The 23,477-nt window shown below is 50.4% G+C and carries 19 protein-coding genes and 1 pseudogene; 18 read left to right on the top strand and 2 right to left on the bottom strand.

Annotated features, from left to right (window positions below):
* Window positions 1-13 precede the first annotated feature (13 nt).
* From T504_RS15135 to T504_RS0113085, 7 genes and pseudogenes are all read left to right on the top strand, one after another.
* Window positions 14-2,356 carry a flagellin gene (locus T504_RS15135; protein WP_369793653.1) on the top strand — a complete coding sequence of 781 codons (2,343 nt, stop codon included), beginning with the start codon at window positions 14-16 and terminating at the stop codon, window positions 2,354-2,356.
* Between the two features lie 274 nt (window positions 2,357-2,630).
* Window positions 2,631-3,084, top strand: a pseudogene (locus T504_RS14995) (flagellin); the annotation flags it as partial.
* Window positions 3,084-4,442: a flagellin gene (locus T504_RS15130; RefSeq protein ID WP_369793652.1), complete on the top strand. Its 1,359-nt coding sequence runs from the start codon at window positions 3,084-3,086 to the stop codon at window positions 4,440-4,442. The pseudogene T504_RS14995 and the gene T504_RS15130, both read left to right, overlap by 1 nt.
* A 541-nt stretch (window positions 4,443-4,983) precedes the next feature.
* Window positions 4,984-5,415: an endonuclease domain-containing protein gene (locus tag T504_RS0113100; RefSeq protein WP_072022753.1), complete on the top strand. Its 432-nt coding sequence runs from the start codon at window positions 4,984-4,986 to the stop codon at window positions 5,413-5,415.
* 430 nt (window positions 5,416-5,845) lie between these two features.
* Window positions 5,846-7,126 (top strand): glycosyltransferase family 8 protein, encoded by a 1,281-nt coding sequence (locus T504_RS0113095; RefSeq protein ID WP_033171505.1) that lies wholly within the window; start codon window positions 5,846-5,848, stop codon window positions 7,124-7,126.
* Window positions 7,127-7,131: 5 nt separating this feature from the next.
* Window positions 7,132-8,325 (top strand): glycosyltransferase family 8 protein, encoded by a 1,194-nt coding sequence (locus T504_RS0113090; protein WP_081823479.1) that lies wholly within the window; start codon window positions 7,132-7,134, stop codon window positions 8,323-8,325.
* 13 nt (window positions 8,326-8,338) lie between these two features.
* Window positions 8,339-9,052, top strand: a complete 714-nt coding sequence (locus T504_RS0113085; protein WP_033171579.1) for a class I SAM-dependent methyltransferase — start codon at window positions 8,339-8,341, stop codon at window positions 9,050-9,052.
* A 23-nt stretch (window positions 9,053-9,075) separates the two neighbouring features.
* Here T504_RS0113085 and T504_RS0113080 read toward each other — a convergent pair whose 3' ends face one another.
* Window positions 9,076-10,317, bottom strand: a complete 1,242-nt coding sequence (locus T504_RS0113080; RefSeq protein ID WP_231473922.1) for an MFS transporter — start codon at window positions 10,315-10,317, stop codon at window positions 9,076-9,078.
* Window positions 10,318-10,362: 45 nt separating this feature from the next.
* Window positions 10,363-12,246 (bottom strand): sensor domain-containing diguanylate cyclase, encoded by a 1,884-nt coding sequence (locus T504_RS0113075; RefSeq protein WP_081823477.1) that lies wholly within the window; start codon window positions 12,244-12,246, stop codon window positions 10,363-10,365.
* 179 nt (window positions 12,247-12,425) lie between these two features.
* Between T504_RS0113075 and T504_RS0113070 the strand changes: the two genes are divergently transcribed.
* The 11 genes from T504_RS0113070 (at window position 12,426) to T504_RS0113025 (ending at window position 23,467) form a co-directional block, all read left to right on the top strand.
* Window positions 12,426-12,692, top strand: a complete 267-nt coding sequence (locus tag T504_RS0113070; protein WP_033171502.1) for a TIGR03905 family TSCPD domain-containing protein — start codon at window positions 12,426-12,428, stop codon at window positions 12,690-12,692.
* Between the two features lie 2 nt (window positions 12,693-12,694).
* Window positions 12,695-13,468, top strand: a complete 774-nt coding sequence (locus T504_RS0113065) for a histidinol-phosphatase HisJ family protein (protein ID WP_033171501.1) — start codon at window positions 12,695-12,697, stop codon at window positions 13,466-13,468.
* Between the two features lie 68 nt (window positions 13,469-13,536).
* Window positions 13,537-13,674: a six-cysteine ranthipeptide SCIFF gene (scfA, locus tag T504_RS14330; RefSeq protein WP_072022752.1), complete on the top strand. Its 138-nt coding sequence runs from the start codon at window positions 13,537-13,539 to the stop codon at window positions 13,672-13,674.
* A gap of 99 nt (window positions 13,675-13,773) precedes the next feature.
* Window positions 13,774-15,171, top strand: coding sequence for a thioether cross-link-forming SCIFF peptide maturase (gene scfB, locus T504_RS0113060; RefSeq protein ID WP_033171500.1), 1,398 nt, complete (start codon window positions 13,774-13,776; stop codon window positions 15,169-15,171).
* Window positions 15,172-15,455: 284 nt separating this feature from the next.
* Window positions 15,456-16,466 carry a type I glyceraldehyde-3-phosphate dehydrogenase gene (gap, locus tag T504_RS0113055; RefSeq protein WP_033171499.1) on the top strand — a complete coding sequence of 337 codons (1,011 nt, stop codon included), beginning with the start codon at window positions 15,456-15,458 and terminating at the stop codon, window positions 16,464-16,466.
* A 108-nt stretch (window positions 16,467-16,574) separates the two neighbouring features.
* Window positions 16,575-17,768: a phosphoglycerate kinase gene (gene pgk, locus T504_RS0113050; RefSeq protein WP_033171498.1), complete on the top strand. Its 1,194-nt coding sequence runs from the start codon at window positions 16,575-16,577 to the stop codon at window positions 17,766-17,768.
* Window positions 17,769-17,980: 212 nt separating this feature from the next.
* Window positions 17,981-18,730 (top strand): triose-phosphate isomerase, encoded by a 750-nt coding sequence (gene tpiA / locus T504_RS0113045; RefSeq protein ID WP_033171497.1) that lies wholly within the window; start codon window positions 17,981-17,983, stop codon window positions 18,728-18,730.
* A 24-nt stretch (window positions 18,731-18,754) separates the two neighbouring features.
* On the top strand, window positions 18,755-20,284 hold the full coding sequence (gpmI, locus tag T504_RS0113040) for a 2,3-bisphosphoglycerate-independent phosphoglycerate mutase (RefSeq protein ID WP_033171496.1): 1,530 nt from the start codon (window positions 18,755-18,757) through the stop codon (window positions 20,282-20,284).
* A 161-nt stretch (window positions 20,285-20,445) separates the two neighbouring features.
* Window positions 20,446-21,138: an iron-sulfur cluster assembly scaffold protein gene (locus tag T504_RS0113035; RefSeq protein WP_033171577.1), complete on the top strand. Its 693-nt coding sequence runs from the start codon at window positions 20,446-20,448 to the stop codon at window positions 21,136-21,138.
* Between the two features lie 55 nt (window positions 21,139-21,193).
* Complete coding sequence (locus T504_RS0113030) at window positions 21,194-22,195, top strand: GGGtGRT protein (protein WP_033171495.1); 1,002 nt, start codon at window positions 21,194-21,196, stop codon at window positions 22,193-22,195.
* Window positions 22,196-22,348: 153 nt separating this feature from the next.
* A complete protein-coding gene (locus T504_RS0113025) occupies window positions 22,349-23,467 on the top strand; it encodes a hypothetical protein (protein WP_033171494.1) in 1,119 nt (372 codons plus the stop codon).
* Window positions 23,468-23,477 lie beyond the last annotated feature (10 nt).

Below are 23,477 nucleotides of genomic sequence, written 5' to 3'. Positions count from 1 at the left end.
GGGCAGTGACGCCATGAATATGATAAACGTGATTCCGAACGTCTATCCGACGCTTAATGGCATTACGGGGCCGTTTGATTTATTCCAGCCGTCGAAGATAGAACAGACAACGTTAGATAGTGTAGGATTCTCGCCGGCGATTCCGTTTACAGGCGGAACGGATTATATGTTCACCTTGAATAGTTCGTATACTACGGTCGATTCGTTAGATGGAACGTCTTTAGAAATAGGCAGTTATACATTTGTACTAACAAAAACACCTAGTAGCAACAATGAGTACGGGGGCTATATCACTGATGATAGGATTGTTCAGCCAGGAAGTATTATATATGAGATTGATCTTAACAGCTGTAACTCTGTGCAAGATGTATTGGCAGCAATTAAATCTAAGGACTCCACTAATATAGGATATGGTATAGATTCAAATGGTGCATATTATTTATCATCACCTTTGGCGATGATAAAGGGGAAAAGTTTTACGGGCTATTTGGCTACGGTGGAGGCGGCATCTCCTACGGGCCTTTTTAGTAGTCCAAGTAATTTTACTGGCGGCAAAAATCCATCAGGACTTGATGATAATGACCCTGATTCGTTAGCACATCAGTTTGGTAAGCAAGCGACGTTTAGCCTGAATGGTCTAGTAGCGAATACTGGAATAACTATTGACAGATGGGCTGATAGATATATGTTAAGGTTTGTCACCGGAAATAGTGCGCCGACGCCGTCTATACCGTCTAATGGCGTAATTTCTGTTGGTGTTGATTATTCAGGTACCGTTTCGTATGGACCGTTCTCGTTGGATATGAGTAATAGGCAATTGAAATTGACTGTTAATGAGGCAGGTGAGGGAGGAAATGATTATCGAGTAACGGACGGCATAGTTGGTAAGACGTATGAATTTTTATCAACTACAGCGTTAAGTGGTACGTCTTCTCGAAATGATGCTTATGCTACTGTAGATGTATCAGGATATACCAATGTAGAAGATTTAATCAGCGACTTAAAAGGTAAAGCAATTATGTATCCTCTTACTTGGAGTAGTAGAGAGGAGTCAAAGTTTGAGAATCCTATTAAACAACTTTATAATAATTATTATGAATTTATTGATTCTGGTTCCTCAGAGCCATTGAGTAGTCTGTATAAGATTAGTGGTTCGACAGTAATAGATTTAGCTGACATGCGCACTGCAGTCGCAAATGGAAAATCAATTGGAGAGGCTTTTGCAGATACATTTATAGAAAAAACGAAAAATAATCATACCAGTCAAATCAAAAAGGCGACGGATAGTAGTGGTCAAACTATTGGAATAAGCTTCAAAGCTCTTTGGGAGGGGGCTGGAGGTAACAATGGAAGGTTGTTTTTAGCGGAAGGCCAGCTTCGTTCTTACACGCTAGATTACGGCAAGTGGTTTACGGAAAATCCAACTCTTTCGATACCGGACTTCCTCAACAACAAGGGCTTTCGTGCGTATTGCGCCAGCTGTGACAATCAGGTATTTAATTTTCATTTTATTACCGATGATTTGCCGGAGGGCCCACGGCCGGAGGCTGACCCGACTGGGGAGGATATCAAACATATTTATATCAATGTCTCGAATGTAACGGATGCGTCCTCGTTAGTGCAGGCAATCGTTGAGCAGGCAACACCGGAGCTTACGGGGAGTGACCCGGACTTGAATCACTTTATGCGGTTGGTAGCTGATGATGATAAATTGATTATCTATGACGAGCGGCGGTTGACGGATGAGTATCTGCGTTATGCAAAGGACAGGAGTGGCAATCTTCTCTACGAATACCAATGGGACGATACCTATAATGTCGGCGGAGCCAAGATTGCCGATGGTGTTTGGGATAATGTGGAGATTGGCGAGCGCAAGATTTATGCGAAGGATTTGATTATCCACCATACAGACCGTGCGAGCATGAATATCCATCTAAAGATTCCCCAGACCACGCTGGACCATCTCTTTGGCTATGAGGCTGGTTCGCAGGACTGGACGGATTTCAACGTGATGACCAGCAAGAGCCGTGAGGAACTATTAGGCAACTGGGCAGGAACTACTCGCAGTGGCAAACATATCACCAAGGATGAAGAGGGGCTGTTGGATAAGGCGCTGAATTATCTGATTGGGGCGAATTGTTTGGTTGGTGCGCAGAACATGCGGCTTAAGATGACGGAGGAGAATATCGTATCGCAGCGCGAGGGAACGGTTGCCTCCGAGTCCACCATCCGCGACGCGAATATGGCCAAAGAAATGACCGACTATACTAAGGCGAATGTGCTGGCCCAAGCCTCGCAGTCGATGCTCGCGCAGGCCAATCAGAACAGTTCCGGCGTGCTGAAGCTGTTGCAATAGGATAATAACGGGGATAACGGGGGCAGGGCATCGTACTATCTTTTCTTGTGTCGCGTTTTGTAGTAAAATATAAATAAACTTCTACGCTGCCTATTAAGAAAAACTCTGCTTGTTACGATATATAGATTAGAGATAGTTGTCTAATGAGGGCGAGGGTATTCCGCGCCCTTTCTGTTCACGTTATATTTCCCTTAGCAGGCACAGGAAGTAAGGCTAAGGGGTGAGTGCTCGATTAGGTGGTTTAGGACTACTCATCAGGGAGGATGTGTCAATTATGGCAATGGTGGTAAAGAACAATATGTCGGCGGTGAAGACCTTAGGGACGCTCAATAAGAATGCCTCAGCGCTGGCGAAGAGTTTGCAGAAAGTATCGAGCGGCATGAAAATCAATTCGGCCGCTGATGATGCTTCGGGCTATGCAATCTCGGAACGCATGCGGGTTATGGTGCGTTCACTGGATCAGGCGGATGCCAATACGCAGAATGGCGTGAGCCTGATGAAGGTCGCGGAAGGCGCGGTGAGCTCTACGGTAGATATTCTGCGCACGATGAAGGAAAAGGCAATCAATGCGGCCAACGACAGCAATACCGATGCGGATCGGGCGACGATCCAGAAGGAAATCGACCAGTCCATCGATCAGATTGATGATAATGCCAACGTAACCTATAATGGCAAGACATTGGTCGATGGTTCGAAGATGGCCGAGGGCACGGCAACCAAGACGTCGATGACGAATCAGAGCCTCCATAAGGATACTTTGGGAGGAACGCGAATCGTCGATTTGCAAAACCGCAATGGTGAGAGCCTCAATATCCAGACGACAGATACCTTGACGATATCCTATGTGATCCAAGGAGAAACTTATAGCTTCGATGTGGATATCAATGAGACGACGACTCTTGATAGTGCTTTGGTCGAAGCTAGTGACCCCTATGTCCGCAATAATCCGTTGATGCGGGCGGCCTATGCACAGTATGATGCATCGCGTGCTTCGGCAAATTCGACGTATAATAGTTCGTATGGTGTGGCTAGCAGCACCTATGGCTCGGCTGTTTCTAATGCAACGGCTACCTATAATGGTGTTGTGCAAAATACGCTAAGTACGATGAATTCTGCCTCTACGAATGCGGTTCTGAATGAATCATTATATAATTCTGCATATATATCTGCATTTAATGCAGGTATGACTCCGGCACAGATAGCTCAAAATGCAACGGTAAATGGTTATTTGACAAATTGGACATCATCGTTGTCCGTTTATTCGACTGCGGCATCTAATTATACTTCGACGCAGGCATCGGCGGCTACGGTACGTGATTCTTCGATTGCTTCGGCAGCTACCGTACGTGATTCTGCCTATACAGCGGCACGTTCGACGCTTACCGTAGCCCTTAGTACAGCGGCATCGACCTTGGCCGATTCGGTCGGTGAGTTGATTCCTTACAAGCTATCGGTAGATACGGGCAATGTCGTTGGTATTTCTGCTTCGGGCGATACGGTCTATACGGCCAACCGCGAGAATGCCATTACGATTTCCTCGGGTTCGGCAGGTTTGCAGTACCAGCTCTCGGGCATTACGTTCAGTGTCAAGGATTCCAAGGGACAGGTCAAGAAGTCCGTCAATTCCGTCCTCGATAACTTCACCGAGTCGGTGCGGGCGTTCAATAAATCCAACAACAACGCGATTAATCTGCAAGTTGGCACCAAAGCCAATCAGACCATCCGCATCGGTCTTACCGATATGCGCTCCGAGGCGCTCGGTCTCAAGAGCTCGACCGGCATCACGCTTGGCGTTGGTACGCAGAAACAGGCTAATGCCGCCGTCAATGTCCTCGACAATGCCATCCAGAAGGCCCTCGACCAGCAGACGGATATTGGCTCGATTGAGGCTCGCCTCGAGATGACCTCCTCGAATCTCGTGATATCGAGTGAGAATGTCCAGGCATCCGAATCCACCATGCGCGATGCCAACATGGCGAAAGAAATGACCGAATACACCAAGAACAACATCCTCATGCAAGCCGCACAGGCCATGCTCGCTCAGGCGAACCAGTCTAGTTCGAATGTATTGAGTCTGTTACAATAAGAAAAGAGCAACGAAAGAAAAGTCTCCGGCGAAGGAGGCTTTTTTTTTATTGTAGCGTATTATATAAATAAGTACGATCTCTCCCCCTTCCGTCGGCCTACGGCCGCCACCTTCCCCGTAAACGGGGCAGGCGAGTGCGAGGCTGGAACGGCGATAGGTGCAGGGAATCGAGAGAGTGGAGTCCCCCTTCCGCCGGCCTACGGCCGCCACCTTCCCCGTAAACGGGGCAGGCGGGTGCGAGGTGGCACGGCGGTAGGTGCAGGGAATCGAGAGAGTGGAGTCCCCCTTCCGCCGGCCTACGGCCGCCACCTTCCCCGTAAACGGGGCAGGCGGGTGCGAGGTGGCACGGCGGTAGGTGCAGGGAATCGAGAGAGTGGAGTCCCCTTCTGTCGGCCTGCGGCCGCCACCTTCCCCGCACGCGGGGCAGGCGAGTGCGAGGTGGCACTAAGCCTCCCCCGCTTGCGGGGGAGGGGGACCGCGAAGCGGTGGAAGGGGGGCTAGCGAAGCGGTGGAAGGGGGCTGCTATTGAGGAGCGCTAACCATGCGAACTTATGATAAGCGAATCGCAAATAATGCAAAAATATTGCGCCGAAATCAAACACCGGAAGAACGTCACCTATGGTACGATTTTCTAAGCAGATTCCATCCACGTTTTCGCCGACAGCAAGTTGTAGGCTTGTATATTGTCGATTTTTACTGTGTTGCCAGTCATTTGGCCATAGAGTTGGATGGTGCTCAGCATTACGAACCCGAAGGACTTGCGTATGATCGGCAGAGAACGGAATATCTGGAAGAAAAGGGGATTGCAGTACTCCGCTTTACGAATCGGGAGGTAAAGCAGAACTTTGAGGGTGTCTGTGTGAAAATCAAACAGGAAGTGGAAAAGAGAAGTAAAAATCCCCCTTCCGCCGGCCTACGGCCGCCGCCTTCCCCGCACGCGGGGCAGGCGAGTGCGAGGCTGGAACGACGGTAGGCGCAGGGAATCGAGAGAGTGGAGTCCCCCTTCCGTCGGCCTATGGCCGCCACCTTCCCCGTAAACGGGGCAGGCGAGTGCGAGGTGGCACGGCGATAGGTGCAGGGAATTGAGGGAGTGGAGTCCCCTCTTCCGTCGGCCTGCGGCCGCCACCTTCCCCGTAAACGGGGCAGGCAGGTGCGAGGTGGCACGGCGATAGGTGCAGGGAATCGAGGGAGTGGAGTCCCCCTTCCGTCGGCCTGCGGCCGCCACCTGCCCCGTAAACGGGGCAGGCGAGTGCGAGGTGGCACTAAGCCTCCCCCGCTTGCGGGGGAGGGGGACCGCGAAGCGGTGGAAGGGGGGCACATCCCCCAAAAATGCGGTGAGGGATGATTCTCCTCAAAAGGCAGCATTGGCACTAGCTGGAACAATAGAAAAGGATGTGAATCAAATGAATCAGAAACGAATCGGCGAGGATGCGCGGATGGTGCATGTTGCCTATGCGATGACAGATAAAAATGGTACCTACAGCAAATATATTGGAGCCTCGATTTGCTCGCTGTTCGAGCATACGGATTCTTGGGTGACGATACACCTTTTGCATGATGATACATTGACCGAGAAGAATCGTGCGAACTTCATCAAGTTGGCGCGCGCGTATGGTCAGCAGTTATTTTTCTACAACGTAGCGGAAGAATGTAAGGAGCTGCTTTCCGAGGCGCGCGAGATATTCCGGCGGGCGGTTGATACGGATTACTATACGCCAGCGGCGCTTTATCGCCTGCTGGCGCCTATTGTTCTGCCGCGCGATGTAAAGCGGCTTATCTACCTCGATGCCGATACGATTGTCAATATGGACATTCGCAAATTTTGGGAGATATATCTTGATGGTAATCCACTCGGGGCAGTGACTGAGCGTACCTTGATGGAGCATTATCAGAAGCAGATTGACCGGTCAATCGATGAGAAACTCTACCTGTTCAAGAACAGCTGGACGGATTTTGATACCTGCTTTAACTCGGGCGTGCTTCTGATGGACTTGGAGAAGATGCGCGATATGGGCGAAATCCTGCTCCCAGGCCTGCGCTTTATCGTTCAGCATGAGGAGGAATGCCGCTTCTTCGATCAGGACATCCTGAACTATTTCTTTGCCCGTGATTTTCTGCATCTGCCTTGGAACTACAATATCCTGCAGTCTTGGGACAGGGATTGGGGCAGCCCGGAGACGGTGGAGGGTATCTATCACTATATGGGCCGGACCCTGCGCTATAACTTTGAAGAGCCGCGCGATCGGATATTCTACGAGGCTTTTGTCAAAACGCCTTGGTGCGATGCGGAATTCCTTTGCAAAAGTTATGCGGTTACGCGCAATATCCTTGCCGGGGAACTGGAAAAATGCGTGGAGCGCAATCGCAAGGCTTCGGCGGCTTGGGCGCGTCGCAAGCGTGTTTTTGTCGGGCTGGCTCAAGATGAGGCCAAGCTGCGGGAGATGTTTATGCTGGCAGACGATGAGCCTTATGTGGTGATGAGCGAAGGCGGGACCGCGCTTAACCTTCCTTATGATTTGGGCACGCATGTCTATGTCTTCTTTTTGAACAATTTCCCCGAATGGAAAGAGAAATTAGAGGAAGCAGGCTGGAAGGAATGGGAGGACTATATCGATGGCAAATCCATCGTCATCCCGCATCCATCGCGTCTGTTGGATGAATATCGTATTTTCATGGTGATGTGAGGGGGATGACGATGATACATGTCTGCTATGCCGTTTCGGATAAGAAGGGCAATTATACCAAATATGTGGGAGCTTCGCTGTGCTCAATCTTTGAGAATACCAAGGAATGGGTGACGGTGCATTTTCTCCATGACTATACGCTATCCACCGACAACCGTCGACTATTGATGCAGCTCGTGCGCAGTTATGGTCAGCAGATTGTCTTTTACGATTTTGAGAAACTGTTCAAGAAACGGTTTGAAGCGTTCGAGGAAAAGAATGCCTGGATGAAGCCAAATCTTAAAAAAGGTGTCAGTCAGGCCACTTGGTATCGGTTGGTGATGGGAGAGGTACTGCCGAAGGTGGAGCGGCTCATCTATCTCGATGGCGATATTATCGTGAATATGGATATCGCTGAGCTTTGGAACGAGGATACCGGGGAAAACGGTCTGGCAGCGGTACCCGATACGGTCATACAGGAAGGGCACTACAGTTTGATGGTTCAAAAGGGGCTTTGCAAGGAGGAGTGCTATTTCAATGCAGGGGTTCTGCTACTGGATATGGAGAAATATCGTCAGCAGGAACAGCTGCTGGAGCGTGGTGCCGAATTCCTCAAGGAGAATGAGTTGATCGATTATCTGGACCAGGACGTGCTCAACCATTTTTTTAATAAAGATTGCCGTTTATTACCGGAAAAATATAACACGCTTGTGAGCTGGGAACTTTCCCAGAAACGAGAAAACGTAGGAGCTTGCATCTACCATTATGCCGGTAAGTGCTATGCTATCGATGCGGTCAACAACTACCATCGGTTATTCCTCACGTATTTTACCAAGACGCCGTGGTGCAATGCGGATTTCCTCGGCAATCTTGCGCGCAATATCCATCAGACGAACCGTTCCTTGATGCTCACTTATGCCAACTTCATTGCGGGGATGCATCGCATCATCATTGGCGAGGAGACTGAGAAGGACACGCTTACCAGAATGTTGATGCTCAAGGAAAACGAGAAGTTCTATACGCTCAAGGATTTCAATAAAAAAGGCCTGCGTTTGGAACCAAACGAGGTCATTATCTTCTTTATCAAGCAGGAAGAATACGAAAGGGTCAAAAAGAATCTGGAAGCATGTGGTGTCATGGAAGGCGTGCACTTCTTGAATGGCAATATCCTGCTTTACCGTGACGGCAGTCAGGATGCCAAAATCCTGCGGGAGTCCTGAGAGGATGGCGAATATGACAGATAAAACTCCTTATGATGAAAATTTCTATCGGGCGCAAAAAGATGGGTCGTACCGTTCGGCGGAGCTCACGATACCGAAGCTGTTCCACTATGTACCGAAACCTAAAACGGTAGTCGATGTGGGGTGCGGGCTAGGCACCTGGCTGGCGGTTTTCAAGCAGCAGGGAGCAGCGGTTGTCGGTGTCGATGGCAGCTATGTCCAAAAGGATATGCTCTATATCGATGCGAAAGAATTTGTCGAGGCGGACCTGGAACATGAATCGATAGCGAGTGGCGACGAACGGTTCGATTTAGCGGTTAGCTTAGAGGTGGCTGAGCATCTTTCGGCCGAGCGTGCCCCGGGTTTTATCCATGATTTGACCATGCTTTCGGATATGGTGTTTTTCTCAGCGGCAGTGCCCCTGCAGGGCGGAACCAATCATATCAATGAGCAGTGGCAGTCTTATTGGGCGAATTTATTCGTAACCGAAGGCTACGTGTGTCTTGACTGTATTCGTCCGCAAATCTGGGGGGAGGCAGAGATAAAAACAGAATATAAGCAGAATATCCTGCTCTACGTAAAAGAATCTGCCTTGAGCGGTTATCCGCGTCTGCTTGAATATTACCTGGCCCATCGTCATGATCCGCAACAAATCGATATGATTCACCCGAATAATTGGGTCGGGGTAGTGCAGTATCTTCATGAAATAATGCGCAAGCAGGATTAGGTTAGGGGAAAGGTAGACCGTAATTACGCCTTTATCGTTACTTTGCACCAGATGGCATTGGTTATCAGCAGGGCGGCGACGAGCAGGAATAGGTTGCGGATGCCGATGAGAGCGGCGAGCTGGCCACCAAAGAAGGCGCCGCTGAACATGCCGATGAATTGGGCGGACTGGTTGAAGCCGAAGATGCGGCCCATGAGAGCTGGTGGTGCGAGCTGCCGGATGAGATTGTTGGTTGAGGGCATGAGGCCGGCGATGGCGATGCCGTGGAAGAAGCGCAGGACGCCGAGCTGCCAGGGGGCCGTGACAAATCCTTGTGGGATGGAGACAAGACCGGAGAGCAGCAGGCAGGAGAACAGGATGCGTTCCGAGCCGATGCGGTCAGCGAGTTTGCCAAGCCGTGAGGCAAATAGCATGCTGGCAAAACCGGCGGCAGAGAAGACGGCGCCGGATATGATGGCGAGGTGGTCGATATTGCCGGCAATTTCCTGGACATAGACAGTCAGGAGCGGCGCGACGCAGGTCAGTGAGAAGTGGAGGAGTACCGTGGTTAGGAAAACGCCAAGGATTACTTTGCGCTGGGGCAAGTGGAAAAGGGACGGACAAGGGCTGTCGGCACAGGTGGTGCGGACGGCCTTTTGCGTTTCGTGCACCTGTGTCAGTGCGAGGAAGCCGAGTAGACAGCAAGTGCCGATAAAAAGAAAGGAATTGCGAAAGCCGATGGTTTCACTGAGCCAACCGCCAAATACTGGGCCCATGAGACCGCCGGATACCTGTGCGGTGAAGAACATGCCCATGGCCCAGCCAGAATGTTCTTTCGGCGTTTCCTGTGCTAAAAGTGGAATCACGGCTGCTTGAAATCCGCTGAGACAGCCCTGCAGCAGGCGCAGGATGACGAGGTGCCAGACGCTTTGCGCAAAGCCCATGCCAATCATGATGAGGCCGAGCCAGCCTGAGGCGCGCAGAATCATCGGCTTGCGGCCAAAACGATCCGAAAGCCTGCCCCATATTGGCGAAAAGATAGCCAGACTTATGAAGTTGCAGCCAAAGATAATGCCGGCCCAGCGCGCGACATCGGCGGGATTATCGACGCCTAATTCGGCGATATAGAGTGGCAGGATTGGTGCCATCTGGCTCATGCCGATGGAGACGATAAACGATGCGATGCAGCAAATCAGCAGATTTTTTTTCCATAGTGGAATGTTGGATATCATAAAGGAAGCCTCACTTTTATTGAATTCGCTATGCCATAAGGATAAGTATAGCACTATGCAACAAAAAAAGCAGTCCGCGGATTTTGGCGGACTGCTTATTCAGAAGGGTTCCTGAATAACTAGCGCTAGTGGTGGCTCGTTTTCGTTTTGGTTCCAATGAAGATTGCAAGCTCGGGTGGTAGTGGGGCGTTCCTTGTCCCAGTTGCTAAGCTCGCAGGCGATGTATTCACTGCCCTCGCCGGAAAGCTTCTGTACGGGACAATCTGGACAAGGGGTCATGCGCTGGTGGAATAGTTCGTAGCAGGGATGTCCGGCAGAGGTTTCCGATAGCGTTTGCCGTATTGCCTGATTGAAGTATAGCGGCATCAGGGTTATCTTATCCACGACATAGACCATTTCCTGCATGTGATCCAGCAGATCGCGGAGATGGCTGTTTTGCTGACGCAGTTTATCATCAGAATAAGAGGTCAAAAGAATGTTGCCGAGGATGACGGCAAAGATGCTCAACGCATGGATACATTCGTCATCGAAGGAACGAGGCAGACGGCTTTCGAAACCGATGCAGCCCAAGGTGTCGGAGCCATGCGTTATCATGCAGTGAGCAAAAGCGCCGAGATGAAGGGCGGATAATGCGGACTGATAGCTGCTATCGGCTTTGGTGGTATCCTCACAGATGGACATGACGCCGTAGGAGGTTGCCTTGTAACGATTGAGAATCAAATCGTTGCGCTTAGCAATTTGTGAGAAGCGGACCGTGTTATGTTCCGCGGACTTTAGGGAAACACCATTGGGACCAAGCCATTCATAGGCCGTGGTGTATTGGTTGACATTCGGATCGAATAGATCAAGAGCGACTCGATCGAGATTGAAGCGTTTGCCGAACATGGAAAGAGACAAGGAAATTGTTGCATCCGGGCTGTTCGTTTCGTAGAGCAGCTTGAAGATGAATTCAATCATATTGTCTTTGAAGGCTTTTTGCTGAAGGTCGGCAAAATCATTGGGTATGCGGGATTGGGCTGTGGCAGCCTGATTGAAAAGGCTGTTGTGATAGATGACGTACTGATTTTTGCCTTTGCTTTTGGCTTCGTAGAGTGCCCGGTCAGCATGCTTGAACAATTCCGCGTAGTCGGTGCCGTGTTCCGGATAAAGCGAGACACCGACACTGATGGAAAAGGGCAGGGTTTGTGTTCCGTTTTGGTATTGGCGCTGTAATTTCTGGATGAGCATTTTGCAGCGGTTGCGGAGAATTTGCAGATCGTTCAGGTTGCGGAAAAGCACGACGAATTCGTCCCCGCCGATACGTCCTTTTATGTCCGATTGCCGGAAATTGTGACTGATGGCACTGCCCATGTCGGCAAGTACCGCATCGCCGAATAGATGACCAAAGCTGTCGTTGATGCCCTTAAAGCCATCGGCATCGATTAGCAGTAGACCAGCCTGCTCAGCTTCGTTGGCGAGGGAGTCTAGATACTCAGAAATGCGATGGCGGGAGGTCTCTTTATTGAGCAGGCCTGTGAGTTTATCAAAGGAGGCTTCCTGCTCGATGCGCTGCTGCCAGAGTTTTTGCGCCTGGATATTGCGGAGGTTGCCGAAGGCAATCACCGGCTGATGGTCATCGAAATAGGTAATGATATGGATTTCGGACCAGAGGTAGTCTGTTTTCTTATGACTGCGAATCCGGATTTTGCAGGCCTGGTTGCAGGTGCGGCCCAAATAGCGCGAACTGCTGTGGTATATTTTATGTAGGAAATAGCGGAAAATGTGAAGGTCATCGGGGTGGATAAGGCCGGAGTGCCAAAGCTTAGTAGAGGCATCTAAGAGACCGGTTCCAATGTCGTAAGAGTGATTGGCAACCGGTTGCTTTAATTCCAGCTTATCAGTTCGTAAGTCCCAACGAAAGTAAATTCGGCGGTCGAAATTTTCTAGTGCCGAGAATACTTCTTCTCCGAAGGCTGTGGGTATCTGGCATTTGGTTGTGCTCATAATGAACCTCTTCTAATGAGTTAATAATCTATTTGTAATTATAGCCGATATGGGACATATTTACCAATGAAATATCCGTAATTTATAAAAAAAATAAGGAGTAAGTAATTGCTAATCTGAGGAAAATTCAGTAAGATAGGATAAAGAATCAAGAAGTATAAGGAAAGCGAGCGAAAGCAATGAGCATTTACGAATATAAGACCAATGGCACTTGTGCGAGAAAGATTACGGTGGAACTTGAGGGTAAGGTCATCAAAAAGGTGGCGTTTGAGGGAGGCTGCAATGGCAATCTCAAGGGGATTTCCAAACTCGTAGAGGGGATGGATATGGATTTCGTCATTGAGCGCTTTACGGGGAATACGTGCAACGGCAAGTCGACCTCGTGCCCGGATCAGCTGGCGATTGCACTGCAGGAGGCTTATAAAGCCGAGCAGAAAGAAGGCTAACAATGATTTTTGACAGTCATAGCCATACCGAATTCTCGGGAGATTCGGAAATGAAGGCTGCCGATGCACTGGCGGCGGCAGAGCGATTGGGACTAGGGCTGGTGTTCACGGAGCATCTGGACCTTGATTATCCTGGAGAGATAGATTTTACCTTCAATCCCGACGATTATTGGAACGCTTACGAACGGTTTCGTGGCAACAAGCTTCGTTTGGGCGTGGAAGTGGGGATGCAGGCGTCGACCTGTGACCGCAGCCGTGAATTTACGGAATGGCTGCCCTTTGATTTTGTCGTTGGGGCAATTCACATGGTGGATGGCAAAGATATCTATTATAAGGAAAGCTATGGCGATTTGTCCAAAGAGGATTTTTATCATAGATATTTTGCGGCTATGGCGGATAATGTACGTCGTCATACGTTTATTGATGTCCTGGCGCATATTGATTATATTGCCCGTTATGCCCCTTATGATAATCCCGAGCTGGAGTATGGGAATTTCACGGAGGATGTCGATGATGTCCTGCGGGCAGTGGTGGAAACCGATACGGTGCTGGAGCTGAATACCCGCCGGCTCGGCAGTGCCCGTGCGCTTAAAGAACTCGTCCCGATTTATCGGCGGTACCGGGAACTAGGGGGACGGGAAATCACTTTGGGGTCGGATGCACATACGGCTGATGCGATTGGTGCGCATTTTGATTTGGCGTTGGACTTTGCCGATGCGTTAGAGCTTTCGGTGGTCACGTTCTGTGGCCGTTTGCGGGAAAGTTGTCAGAAATAATTCCTTGTACTGCTGCGGAAAAGGCGATATAATAGACTGAGATTCTATTTTTGATAGGAGGGCTAATGATGAAACACATCAAGACGGTCAACAAGCCATCGATGCAGGCTACGCTCAAGACGGGCGGCTGCGGCGAGTGCCAGGCTTCCTGCCAGTCCGCATGCAAGACTTCCTGCACGGTCGGCAACCAGGTTTGCGAGAAATAAGTATCGCATTGAAGCCTTCCCTTTTTGGGGAAGGCTTTTTATTTATGAATGATTTCTGTTTTTATATAGCAACAAATAATTAAGGAGAACAAGAGACAAATGAAAGCAAGAATCCATAAATTTGAGCAGAATGGTACCTATATCCTGTTGGATATCAACAGTGGTGCTGTTCATGTCATCGACAAGATGATTTATGAGATGATGGATACGTTTGACGGAACGAACGATGATGCGGTACTTCAGGCGCTGGAGGGGAAGTATCCCTTAAAGGATCTCAAGGAAGCGTTGGAAGAACTTCATGAACTAATGGCGGCCGGCGAACTTTTCGCACCGGATATCAACGTTCCTCCGACGTTTAAACAGACGGGGCTGGTAAAATCCATTTGCTTGATGATTGCTCAGGATTGCAACCTGCGCTGCAAATATTGCTTTGGTGACGGCGGCAGCTACGGTCAGGAACGTGCGATCATGACGCCGGAAGTCGGCAAGAAAGCGGTCGATTATCTCATCAAGGCCAGCGGCCCGCGCAAGCACCTCGAGATGGATTTCTTCGGTGGTGAACCGCTCATGAATATGAAGACGGTCAAGGCTGTGACAGAGTACGCACGTCAGCGCGAAAAAGAAACGGGCAAGAAGTTCAAGCTTACGATGACGACAAACGGCATCCTGCTGAATGACGAGAACATCAAATGGCTCAACGACAATGACTTTGCGCTCGTGCTCTCGCTTGATGGCCGCAAGGAAGTTCACGACGCCATGCGTCCGTTGGCTGGCGGCCAGGGCAGCTATGACCGCGCAATTGCCAACTTCAAGAAGTGCCTGGCCAGCCGCAAGGGCGGGGACTATGATTACCGTGGCGTTTATACTTACCTGCGTGGTACCTATACCAAGAATAATATGGATTTCACGAAGGATGTCCTGTCGATGAATGATGAGGGCTTTGACATCCTGTCCATGGAGCCGGTAGTCCTGAAGGATAATCCGCTTGGCTTTACTGAAGAGGATTTGCCGCGCATCCGCGAAGAGTACGATCGCTTGACGGAAGCTTATATGAAGCGTCATCGCGAGGGCAAGGGATTCTTCTTCTTCCATTTCAATATGGATCTTTCCAATGGTCCGTGTGTGGCCAAGCGCCTTTCGGGCTGCGGTGCTGGTCATGAATATGTGGCAGTCGCTGAAAATGGCGACCTCTATCCGTGCCATCAGTTTGTTGGTCGTGAGAAATACAAAATCGGTACGGTAGATACGGGAATTACGGATAAGGAAACGAGCCAGTATTTCCGTGAAAGCCACGTACTCAACAAAGAAAAGTGTGGCGACTGCTGGTCGCGCTTCTTCTGCTCCGGTGGCTGCCATGCCAATGCCGATCTCTTCCATGGCGATATTCGCAAGCCGTATGAAGTCGGTTGTGAAATTCAGAAAAAGCGTCTGGAATGTGCCATTTATGTGCAGGCCTTGTTGGCACTTGAAAAGATGGATGATAATAACGATAAATAATCATAAATGATATTTATATATGCAAATGAAAGTGACAAGTATAATTGCTTGTCACTTTTTGCTGTTTTTGGCAGGTGTTCCTATTGTTTATCTGCGTTTAGCACGTTTGCGAAAGCGAAAGAGTATTGTTACTTATTCATACAGAAAAGTCAGAAAACAATGAAACCGATTCATATAATAATTGGTCAAATTTATGATAAAAACATTGACATTTCCTCTTTGCTTATTGTATTATTAGACCTGTAAGAACTGAACTTCTAAAGAATTTAGGGGGTATTTTTCAAATGGCAGTAAAAGTAGCTATCAATGGTTTTGGCCGTATCGGCCGTCTCGCATTCCGTCAGATGTTCGACGCTGAGGGTTATGAAGTTGTTGCAATCAACGACCTCACGAGCCCGAAAATGCTCGCACACCTGCTCAAGTACGATTCCACGCAGGGTAAGTACAAATATGCTGATACGGTTGAAGCTGGCGAAAACAGCATCAAAGTCAACGGCAAAGAGATCATGATCTATGCTGAGAAGGATGCAAAAGACATTCCTTGGGCTAAACATGATGTTGACGTTGTTCTCGAGTGCACTGGTTTCTACACTTCCAAAGAGAAAGCTTCTGCACATCTGGCTGCAGGCGCTAAGAAAGTTGTTATCTCCGCTCCGGCTGGTAACGACCTCCCGACGATCGTATACAACGTTAACCACACGACGCTGACGAAGGAAGACAAGGTTATCTCCGCTGCATCCTGCACGACGAACTGCCTTGCTCCGATGGCTAAAGCACTGAACGACCTCGCTCCAATCCAGAGCGGTATCATGTGCACGATTCACGCTTACACGGGCGACCAGATGACTCTCGATGGCCCGCAGCGTAAAGGCGACCTCCGTCGCAGCCGTGCAGCAGCTTGCAACATCGTTCCGAACTCCACGGGCGCTGCTAAAGCTATCGGCCTCGTAATTCCGGAACTCAAAGGCAAACTGATCGGTGCTGCACAGCGCGTTCCGACCCCGACGGGTTCCACGACGATCCTCAACGCAGTTGTCAAAGGCAGCGTTTCCGTTGAGCAGGTTAACGAAGCTATGAAGGCTCAGGCTACGGAGTCCTTCGGTTACAACACGGATGAGATCGTATCCAGCGATATCGTTGGCATGCGTTTCGGTTCCCTGTTCGATGCTACTCAGACGATGGTTAACCCGGTTGAGGGTGGCACGCAGGTTCAGGTTGTTTCCTGGTACGACAACGAGAACAGCTACACGAGCCAGATGGTTCGCACGATCAAATACTTCGCTGAGCTCGGCTAATTGTTTGATTCGTAACTGAACAAAACGAAGATCTTTTGAGGTCCGGCCTAAAACTTGGGCCGGACCTCAATTTTTTTATCATGTAAAGATTATTTTGGAGGTTTCAACATGGATAAGAAAACCATCAAAGATATTGACGTCAAAGGCAAAAAAGTATTTGTCCGCGTTGATTACAATGTCCCGTTCGATGAGAACCAGAACATCACCAACGATACGCGTATGGTTCGCACGCTGCCGACCATCAACTATCTGCTCGACAATGGCGCAGCTGTAATCCTGGCTTGCCATATCGGCCGTCCGAGCGAGGCTCGTGAGCCGCAGTTCTCCACGAAGCACCTCGTTGCTCATCTGTCCGAGCTCCTCGGCAAAGAGGTAAAATGGGCTTCGGACTGCGTTGGTGCTGAGGCTGAGAAGGCTGCCGCTGATCTGAAGGCTGGCGAAGTCCTGCTCCTCGAGAACCTCCGTTATCACAAAGCAGAGAAGAAAAACGATCCGGAATTTGCAAAACAGCTCGCATCCCTGGCTGATGTTGCTGTTGACGATGCTTTCGGTGTTTCCCACCGCGGCCATGCATCCAACGCTGGTATCGCTCAGTACGTCGAGGTTGTCGCTGGCTTCCTGATGGAAAAAGAGATCAACTACATCGGCAAGACGCTTGAAGCTCCGCAGCGTCCGTTCGTCGCTATCATCGGCGGTGCTAAGGTTTCGGATAAAATCGGCGTTATCAACAACATGATCGAGAAAGTCGACAAAATCATCATCGGCGGCGGCATGGCTCATACTTTCGATGCAGCAAAAGGCCTGCCAATCGGTGACTCCCTCTGCGAGCCGGACAAATACGATCTCGCTCGTGACCTCCTCAAGAAAGCTGAGGAGAAGGGCGTTGAGGTTATTCTGCCGGTTGACCTCGTTATCGCTGATAAATTCGCTGCAGATGCTAACACGCAGACGGTTGACGTTGACAAAGTTCCTGAGGGCTGGCAGGCTCTTGACTCTGGCGTGAAGACGTCTGAGAAATATGTTGAGGCACTCAAAGGTGCTAAGACGGTTGTCTGGAACGGACCAATGGGCGTATTCGAGTTCGACGCTTTCGCGAATGGTACGCTGGCTGTTGCTCAGGCTGTTGCGAAAGCTACGGAAGAGGGCGCTATCTCCATCGTTGGTGGCGGTGACTCCGTTGCAGCTCTGAAGAAGACGGGCCTGACGGACAAGATTTCCCATGTATCCACGGGTGGCGGCGCTACGCTCGAGTTCCTCGAGGGCAAAGAGATGCCGGGCATTGCAGCTATCGCTGATAAATAAGGATTCCTAGTACTTTTCTTTGGGGCAAAGAAAAGTACCAAAAGAAACTGCGGCCGGATATTCCATCCGGGAATATACGGCCGCGGGCCCCATCCTTGGGGCCTGATAAACGCATTGCCTTGAAACGACGCCTTCTTCTCTGAGGGTGGATAGGGCTGCTGGGAAAAGCAGGCTTCATAGACATAAGATTTAATTAGGGAGGCTTTTATATAATGGCTAGAACTCCGATTATTGCTGGTAACTGGAAAATGAACAACACGATTGCACAGGGCGTTGAGCTCGTTAAGGCTCTGGCTCCGCTGGTCAAAGACGCAACGGTTGATGTTGTTGTCTGCCCGACGGCTACGGCTCTGTCCTCCGTCGCTGCTGCAGTCAAAGGCACGAACATCCATGTTGGTGCGCAGAACGTTCATTGGGAAGCAAATGGTGCTTTCACGGGCGAAATCTCCACGGGCATGCTTAACGAAATCGGCGTTGATTACGTCGTTCTCGGCCACAGCGAGCGCCGTGACTACTTCGGTGAGACGGACGAGGGCGTAAACAAACGCGCTCGCGCTGCTTTCGCTGCTGGCATCACGCCGATCATCTGCTGCGGTGAGTCCCTCGAGATTCGCGAAGCTGGCACGTACATCGACCATGTCGTTGCTCAGATCAACGCTGCTCTCGAAGGTTTCGAGGCTGCTGAGGTTGCTAAACTCGTTATCGCTTACGAGCCGATTTGGGCTATCGGCACGGGCAAAACGGCTACGTTCGAGCAGGCTGAGGAAGTCTGCAAGGCAATCCGTGAAGCTGTTGCGAAGAAATTCGGTCAGGAAGCAGCTGACGCTATCCGCATCCAGTACGGCGGCAGCGTAAAACCGGCTACGATCAAAGATCTCATGAAACAGCCGAACGTTGACGGCGCACTCGTAGGCGGCGCATCCCTGAAGGCTCAGGACTTCAGCCAGATCGTTAACTACTGATTCTTAGAAGGGTAGTATCTTAAAATGGCAAAACTTAAAAATGCACCGGTTGCACTCATCATCATGGATGGCTGCGGCCTCGGTGACAAAAGCGATAAGAACAATGCAGTACAGGTAGCGAATACGCCGGTACTCGATGGCCTTATGGCAAAATACAAAACGAGTCAGCTGCAGGCATCCGGCGAATACGTCGGTCTGCCGGATGGCCAGATGGGCAACTCCGAAGTTGGTCATACAAACATCGGCGCTGGCCGCGTCATCTATCAGCAGCTCACTCGCATCACGCGTGACATCAAGAATGGCGACTTCTTCAAGAATGAAGCCCTGCTTGATATCGTTAATGGCGTGAAGGCAAATAACGGTGCCCTTCATCTGCTGGGCCTCGTTTCTCCGGGCGGTGTCCACAGCCATCAGGCTCACCTCTACGCACTGCTCGAGCTTGCGAAAAAAGAAGGCATCAAGGATGTATTCGTTCATGCATTCCTCGATGGCCGTGACGTTCCGCCCCAGAGCGCTCAGCCGTTCTTGGAGGAACTTGAAGCAAAATGCAAGGAAATCGGCGCTGGCTGCATTGCTACGCTGAGCGGCCGTTACTATGCTATGGACCGCGATCACAACTGGGATCGTGAGCAGCTGGCATATGAGGCAATCGCTCATGCAGAGGGCGTAAGCGCAGATTCTGCTGTAGCAGGCCTCAAGGCAAGCTATGAAGCTGGCAAGAACGATGAATTCGTTATGCCGTGCGTAATCAAGGGCTACGAAGGCATGAAGAATGGCGATGGCGCTATCTTCTTCAACTTCCGTCCGGACCGTGCCCGTCAGCTCACTCATGCATTCGTTGACGAGACCTTTGATGGTTTCGAGCGTGATGAGGAGCTCAAGGTTCCGTTTGCAACGTTCTCCCAGTACGAGGACGGCATGAATGCAAAAGTTGCCTTCCCACCGGAAACTATCGAGAATACGTTGGGTAAGATTATCGAGTCCAAGGGCATGACGCAGCTGCGCATCGCTGAGACGGAGAAGTACGCACATGTAACCTTCTTCTTCAATGGCGGTGTCGAGGAGCCGTACGAGGGTGAGGATCGCATCCTGGTTCCGTCTCCGAAGGTTGCAACCTATGATCTCCAGCCGGAAATGAGCGCTATTGAGGTTACGGATAAAGTCGTTGAGGCTATCAAGTCCGAAAAATACGATTTCATCATCCTCAACTATGCAAACTGCGATATGGTTGGTCATACGGGGGTATTCCCGGCAGTTGTCAAGGCTGTTGAGACGGTTGATACGTGTGTTGGCCGTTTTGTCGATGCCATCCGTGAAGTTGGCGGCGAGGTCTGCATCACAGCTGACCACGGCAACGCTGACATCATGATGGACTACGAAAACAACCAGCCGTTCACGAAACATACGACGAATCCGGTTCCGTTCATCGTGGTATCTGACCGCGTCAAATCCGTCAAAGACGGCGCTCTCTGCGACATCGCACCGACGCTCTTGACGATGGCTGGCGTTGAGATTCCGGCTGAAATGAACGGCAAGAACCTCGTCGAACTTTAATTATCCGCAGGTCAGAGGCAGCATCCCTTGAGCAAGGGTGCGTAAGCGGGGGAGACCACTGCAGGTGTAGTGGTCATTTCCCATGCTAGCCCCTTACGGGCGTTTGTTTAAAGGTTGCACCTCAGTATTATATTTTAGAAAAGAGAGGAATACGAACAATGATTGCTTATTCACAGAAAGTGGAAGACATGGCATGCGTAGCGCAGGAAGTACATCATGGCGCTGCTCCGATTCCAGAGGAAGGCAAATGGGTTAAATCCAAGAATGTACAGGATATCAGCGGCCTGACTCATGGTATCGGCTGGTGCGCTCCGCAGCAGGGTGCCTGCAAACTGACGCTCAACGTCAAAGACGGCATCATCCAGGAAGCCCTCGTTGAGACGATCGGCTGCTCGGGCATGACGCACTCCGCAGCAATGGCTGCAGAGATTCTGCCGGGCCTGACGGTTCTCGAGGCTCTGAACACTGACCTCGTTTGCGATGCCATCAACACCGCTATGCGCGAACTCTTCCTGCAGATTGCTTATGGCCGTTCCCAGACTGCATTCTCCGATGATGGTCTGCCAATCGGCGCTGGCCTCGATGACCTTGGTAAAGGTCTGCGCAGCCAGACGGGTACGCTCTACAGCACGCTCAAGAAAGGCCCGCGTTACCTCGAACTCGCTGAAGGCTATGTTACGAAACTCGGTCTCGACAAAGAGAACCGCGTAATCGGCTACGAAGTTGTTCAGCTTGGCAAAGTCATGGAAGCTGTCCGTGCCGGCAAAGATGCTAACGAAGCTATCAAAGCCAACACGAGCACGAAGGGCCGCTTCGCTGACGCTGTCAAGACGATCGATCCGCGCGAAGAGTAAGAAATACTCTTGGCAGATTTCCGCAAGTTTTAGGTAAAAGGAAGGAATGAATAGAATGTCATTATTCGAAGGCTATGAGCGCCGCATTGACCAGATCAATGAAGTTTGCAAAAAATATGATATCGCATCCATCGAGGACGCAAAGAAAATCTGCGACGAGAAGGGCATCAACCCGTACAAGATCGTAGAAGATCTCCAGCCGATCGCATTCGAGAATGCGAAATGGGCTTACACGCTGGGTGCTGCTATCGCAATCAAAAAAGGCTGCACGGCTGCTGCTGATGCTGCAAAAGCTATCGGCGAAGGCCTCCAGGCTTTCTGCGTACCGGGTTCCGTTGCTGACCATCGTAAAGTAGGTCTCGGCCATGGTAACCTCGGCGCTATGCTCCTCTCCGAGGAAGCTGGCTGCTTCGCATTCCTGGCTGGTCACGAGTCCTTTGCAGCTGCTGAGGGTGCTATCGGTATCGCTCAGACGGCTAACAAAGTTCGTAAGAACCCGCTGCGCGTTATCCTCAACGGCCTTGGCAAAGATGCTGCTCAGATCATCAGCCGTATCAACGGTTTCACGTTCGTAGAGACGGAGTACGACTTCAAGTCTGACAAAGTCAATGTTGTTAAGGAAATCGCTTACAGCGATGGCCTGCGTTCCAAAGTTAAATGCTATGGTGCTGAGTCCGTACAGGAAGGCGTTGCCATCATGAAACTCGAGAACGTTGATATCTCCATCACGGGTAACTCCACGAACCCGACGCGCTTCCAGCATCCGGTTGCAGGCTGCTACAAGAAAGACTGCATCGAGAACGGCAAGAAGTACTTCTCCGTTGCATCTGGTGGCGGCACGGGCCGTACGCTCCATCCGGACAACATGGCAGCCGGCCCGGCTTCCTATGGTATGACGGATACGATGGGACGTATGCACGGCGATGCTCAGTTCGCAGGTTCTTCCTCCGTTCCGGCACACGTTGACATGATGGGCCTCATCGGCGCTGGTAACAACCCGATGGTCGGCATGACTGTTGCTGTTGCTGTTGCCGTTCAGGAAGCAATGGCTAAATAATTTCCGTTTGGGAAAACAATTTATATGCTAGCAGAAATCCCGCAGTTTCGACTGCGGGATTTTTTTATCGTTAGGACCTTGGTGGGATATATTGAATTTCTAAGGCAGTCATGTTATATTTAAAGCGTAAAATTCTAGGGAGGAGCGACAACTATGGGGAAATTAAAAAAGATATCCTTGATTTTGGGGGCCGCGATGACCTTGGCGGCACAATCTGCCTTCGCACAGGCTGTAGTCGTTGATGGGTATGGGGCAGATAAGGACAGTGCCATCCGTGATGCATCGCGGGCCGCCGTGGAACAAGTAGTAGGAACTTTGGTGGATTCCCGGACGTTGGTGACGAACTATGCCACCGAACTGGATCAAATCTATATGAAATCGCAGGGATTCGTAAAAGATATAAGGATTTTGTCCCAGAATGTCGTGAGCGGTTCTGTTCATGTGCGGGCAAGCGTTGATGTGGATACCTCGCCGGATGCCAAGCTCATGAACAATCTCAAGATGCTCATGATGCTCAATGATCCACGCATTGCCGTGGTAATTTTGGAGCAGGACGACAAGGGAAATATCCTCGGCCATGACCAAGTGGCAGAATCGGCGATCAATGCCCGGCTTATTGACTTGGGATTCTCCCATGTGGTGGATGCCGGAGTCGCTTCCTCCCTGCAGGATGCACGGCTTTTGAACCGCATTTACCAAGGCAGTTCAGCGCTCGGAAGTATCGGCCGATCGCTTGGGGCTGATTATCTGGTACTTGGCATCTCTACGGCCCAGTCCCAGGGGATTTCCCTGCCCAATGGTAAAGGCGGCTACGAGCCGACACTGCTCAAGAATGGCAAGGCGTCGATGACGGTCAAGATTCTGAAATTCGATACGGGAGAAATCGTTGGTACCTTTACGAATTCGGCCAAGGCGGTGGACAACAGCCTGGAATCGGCTAAGCAAAAGGCGATTGGAAATGCTGCCAAGGATGCAGCGGCTAAGCTTGAGGATAAATTCCGTCATTTCAGTGCCAACGCCAATCAGGCTTTGCAGCTGGAGGTACGCACGATGGATTATCAGGCCGTTCAGCAGCTGGCCGATGATTTGCGTGCCCTGGGGATAGTTCAAAACGTCTATATTCGTGAGCATCAAAACGGCAAGGCTATTTTGTCGGTGGATACTATTGTAAAACCGGAAGTATTAGTGAAATCGCTGCAGGGAAAAACTTCCTTGGGAATATTTGTCGCTGGAATCAGCAACAATACGATTAAAATGTCGGTTTCCCGTTGAACAAGGGGAA

Origin of the sequence: Selenomonas sp. ND2010, assembly GCF_000702005.1 — a bacterium.
Taxonomy (GTDB): domain Bacteria; phylum Bacillota; class Negativicutes; order Selenomonadales; family Selenomonadaceae; genus Selenomonas_A.
Note: the sequence above shows the minus strand (reverse complement) of the source record. Positions and strands in the feature narration are given on the sequence as shown.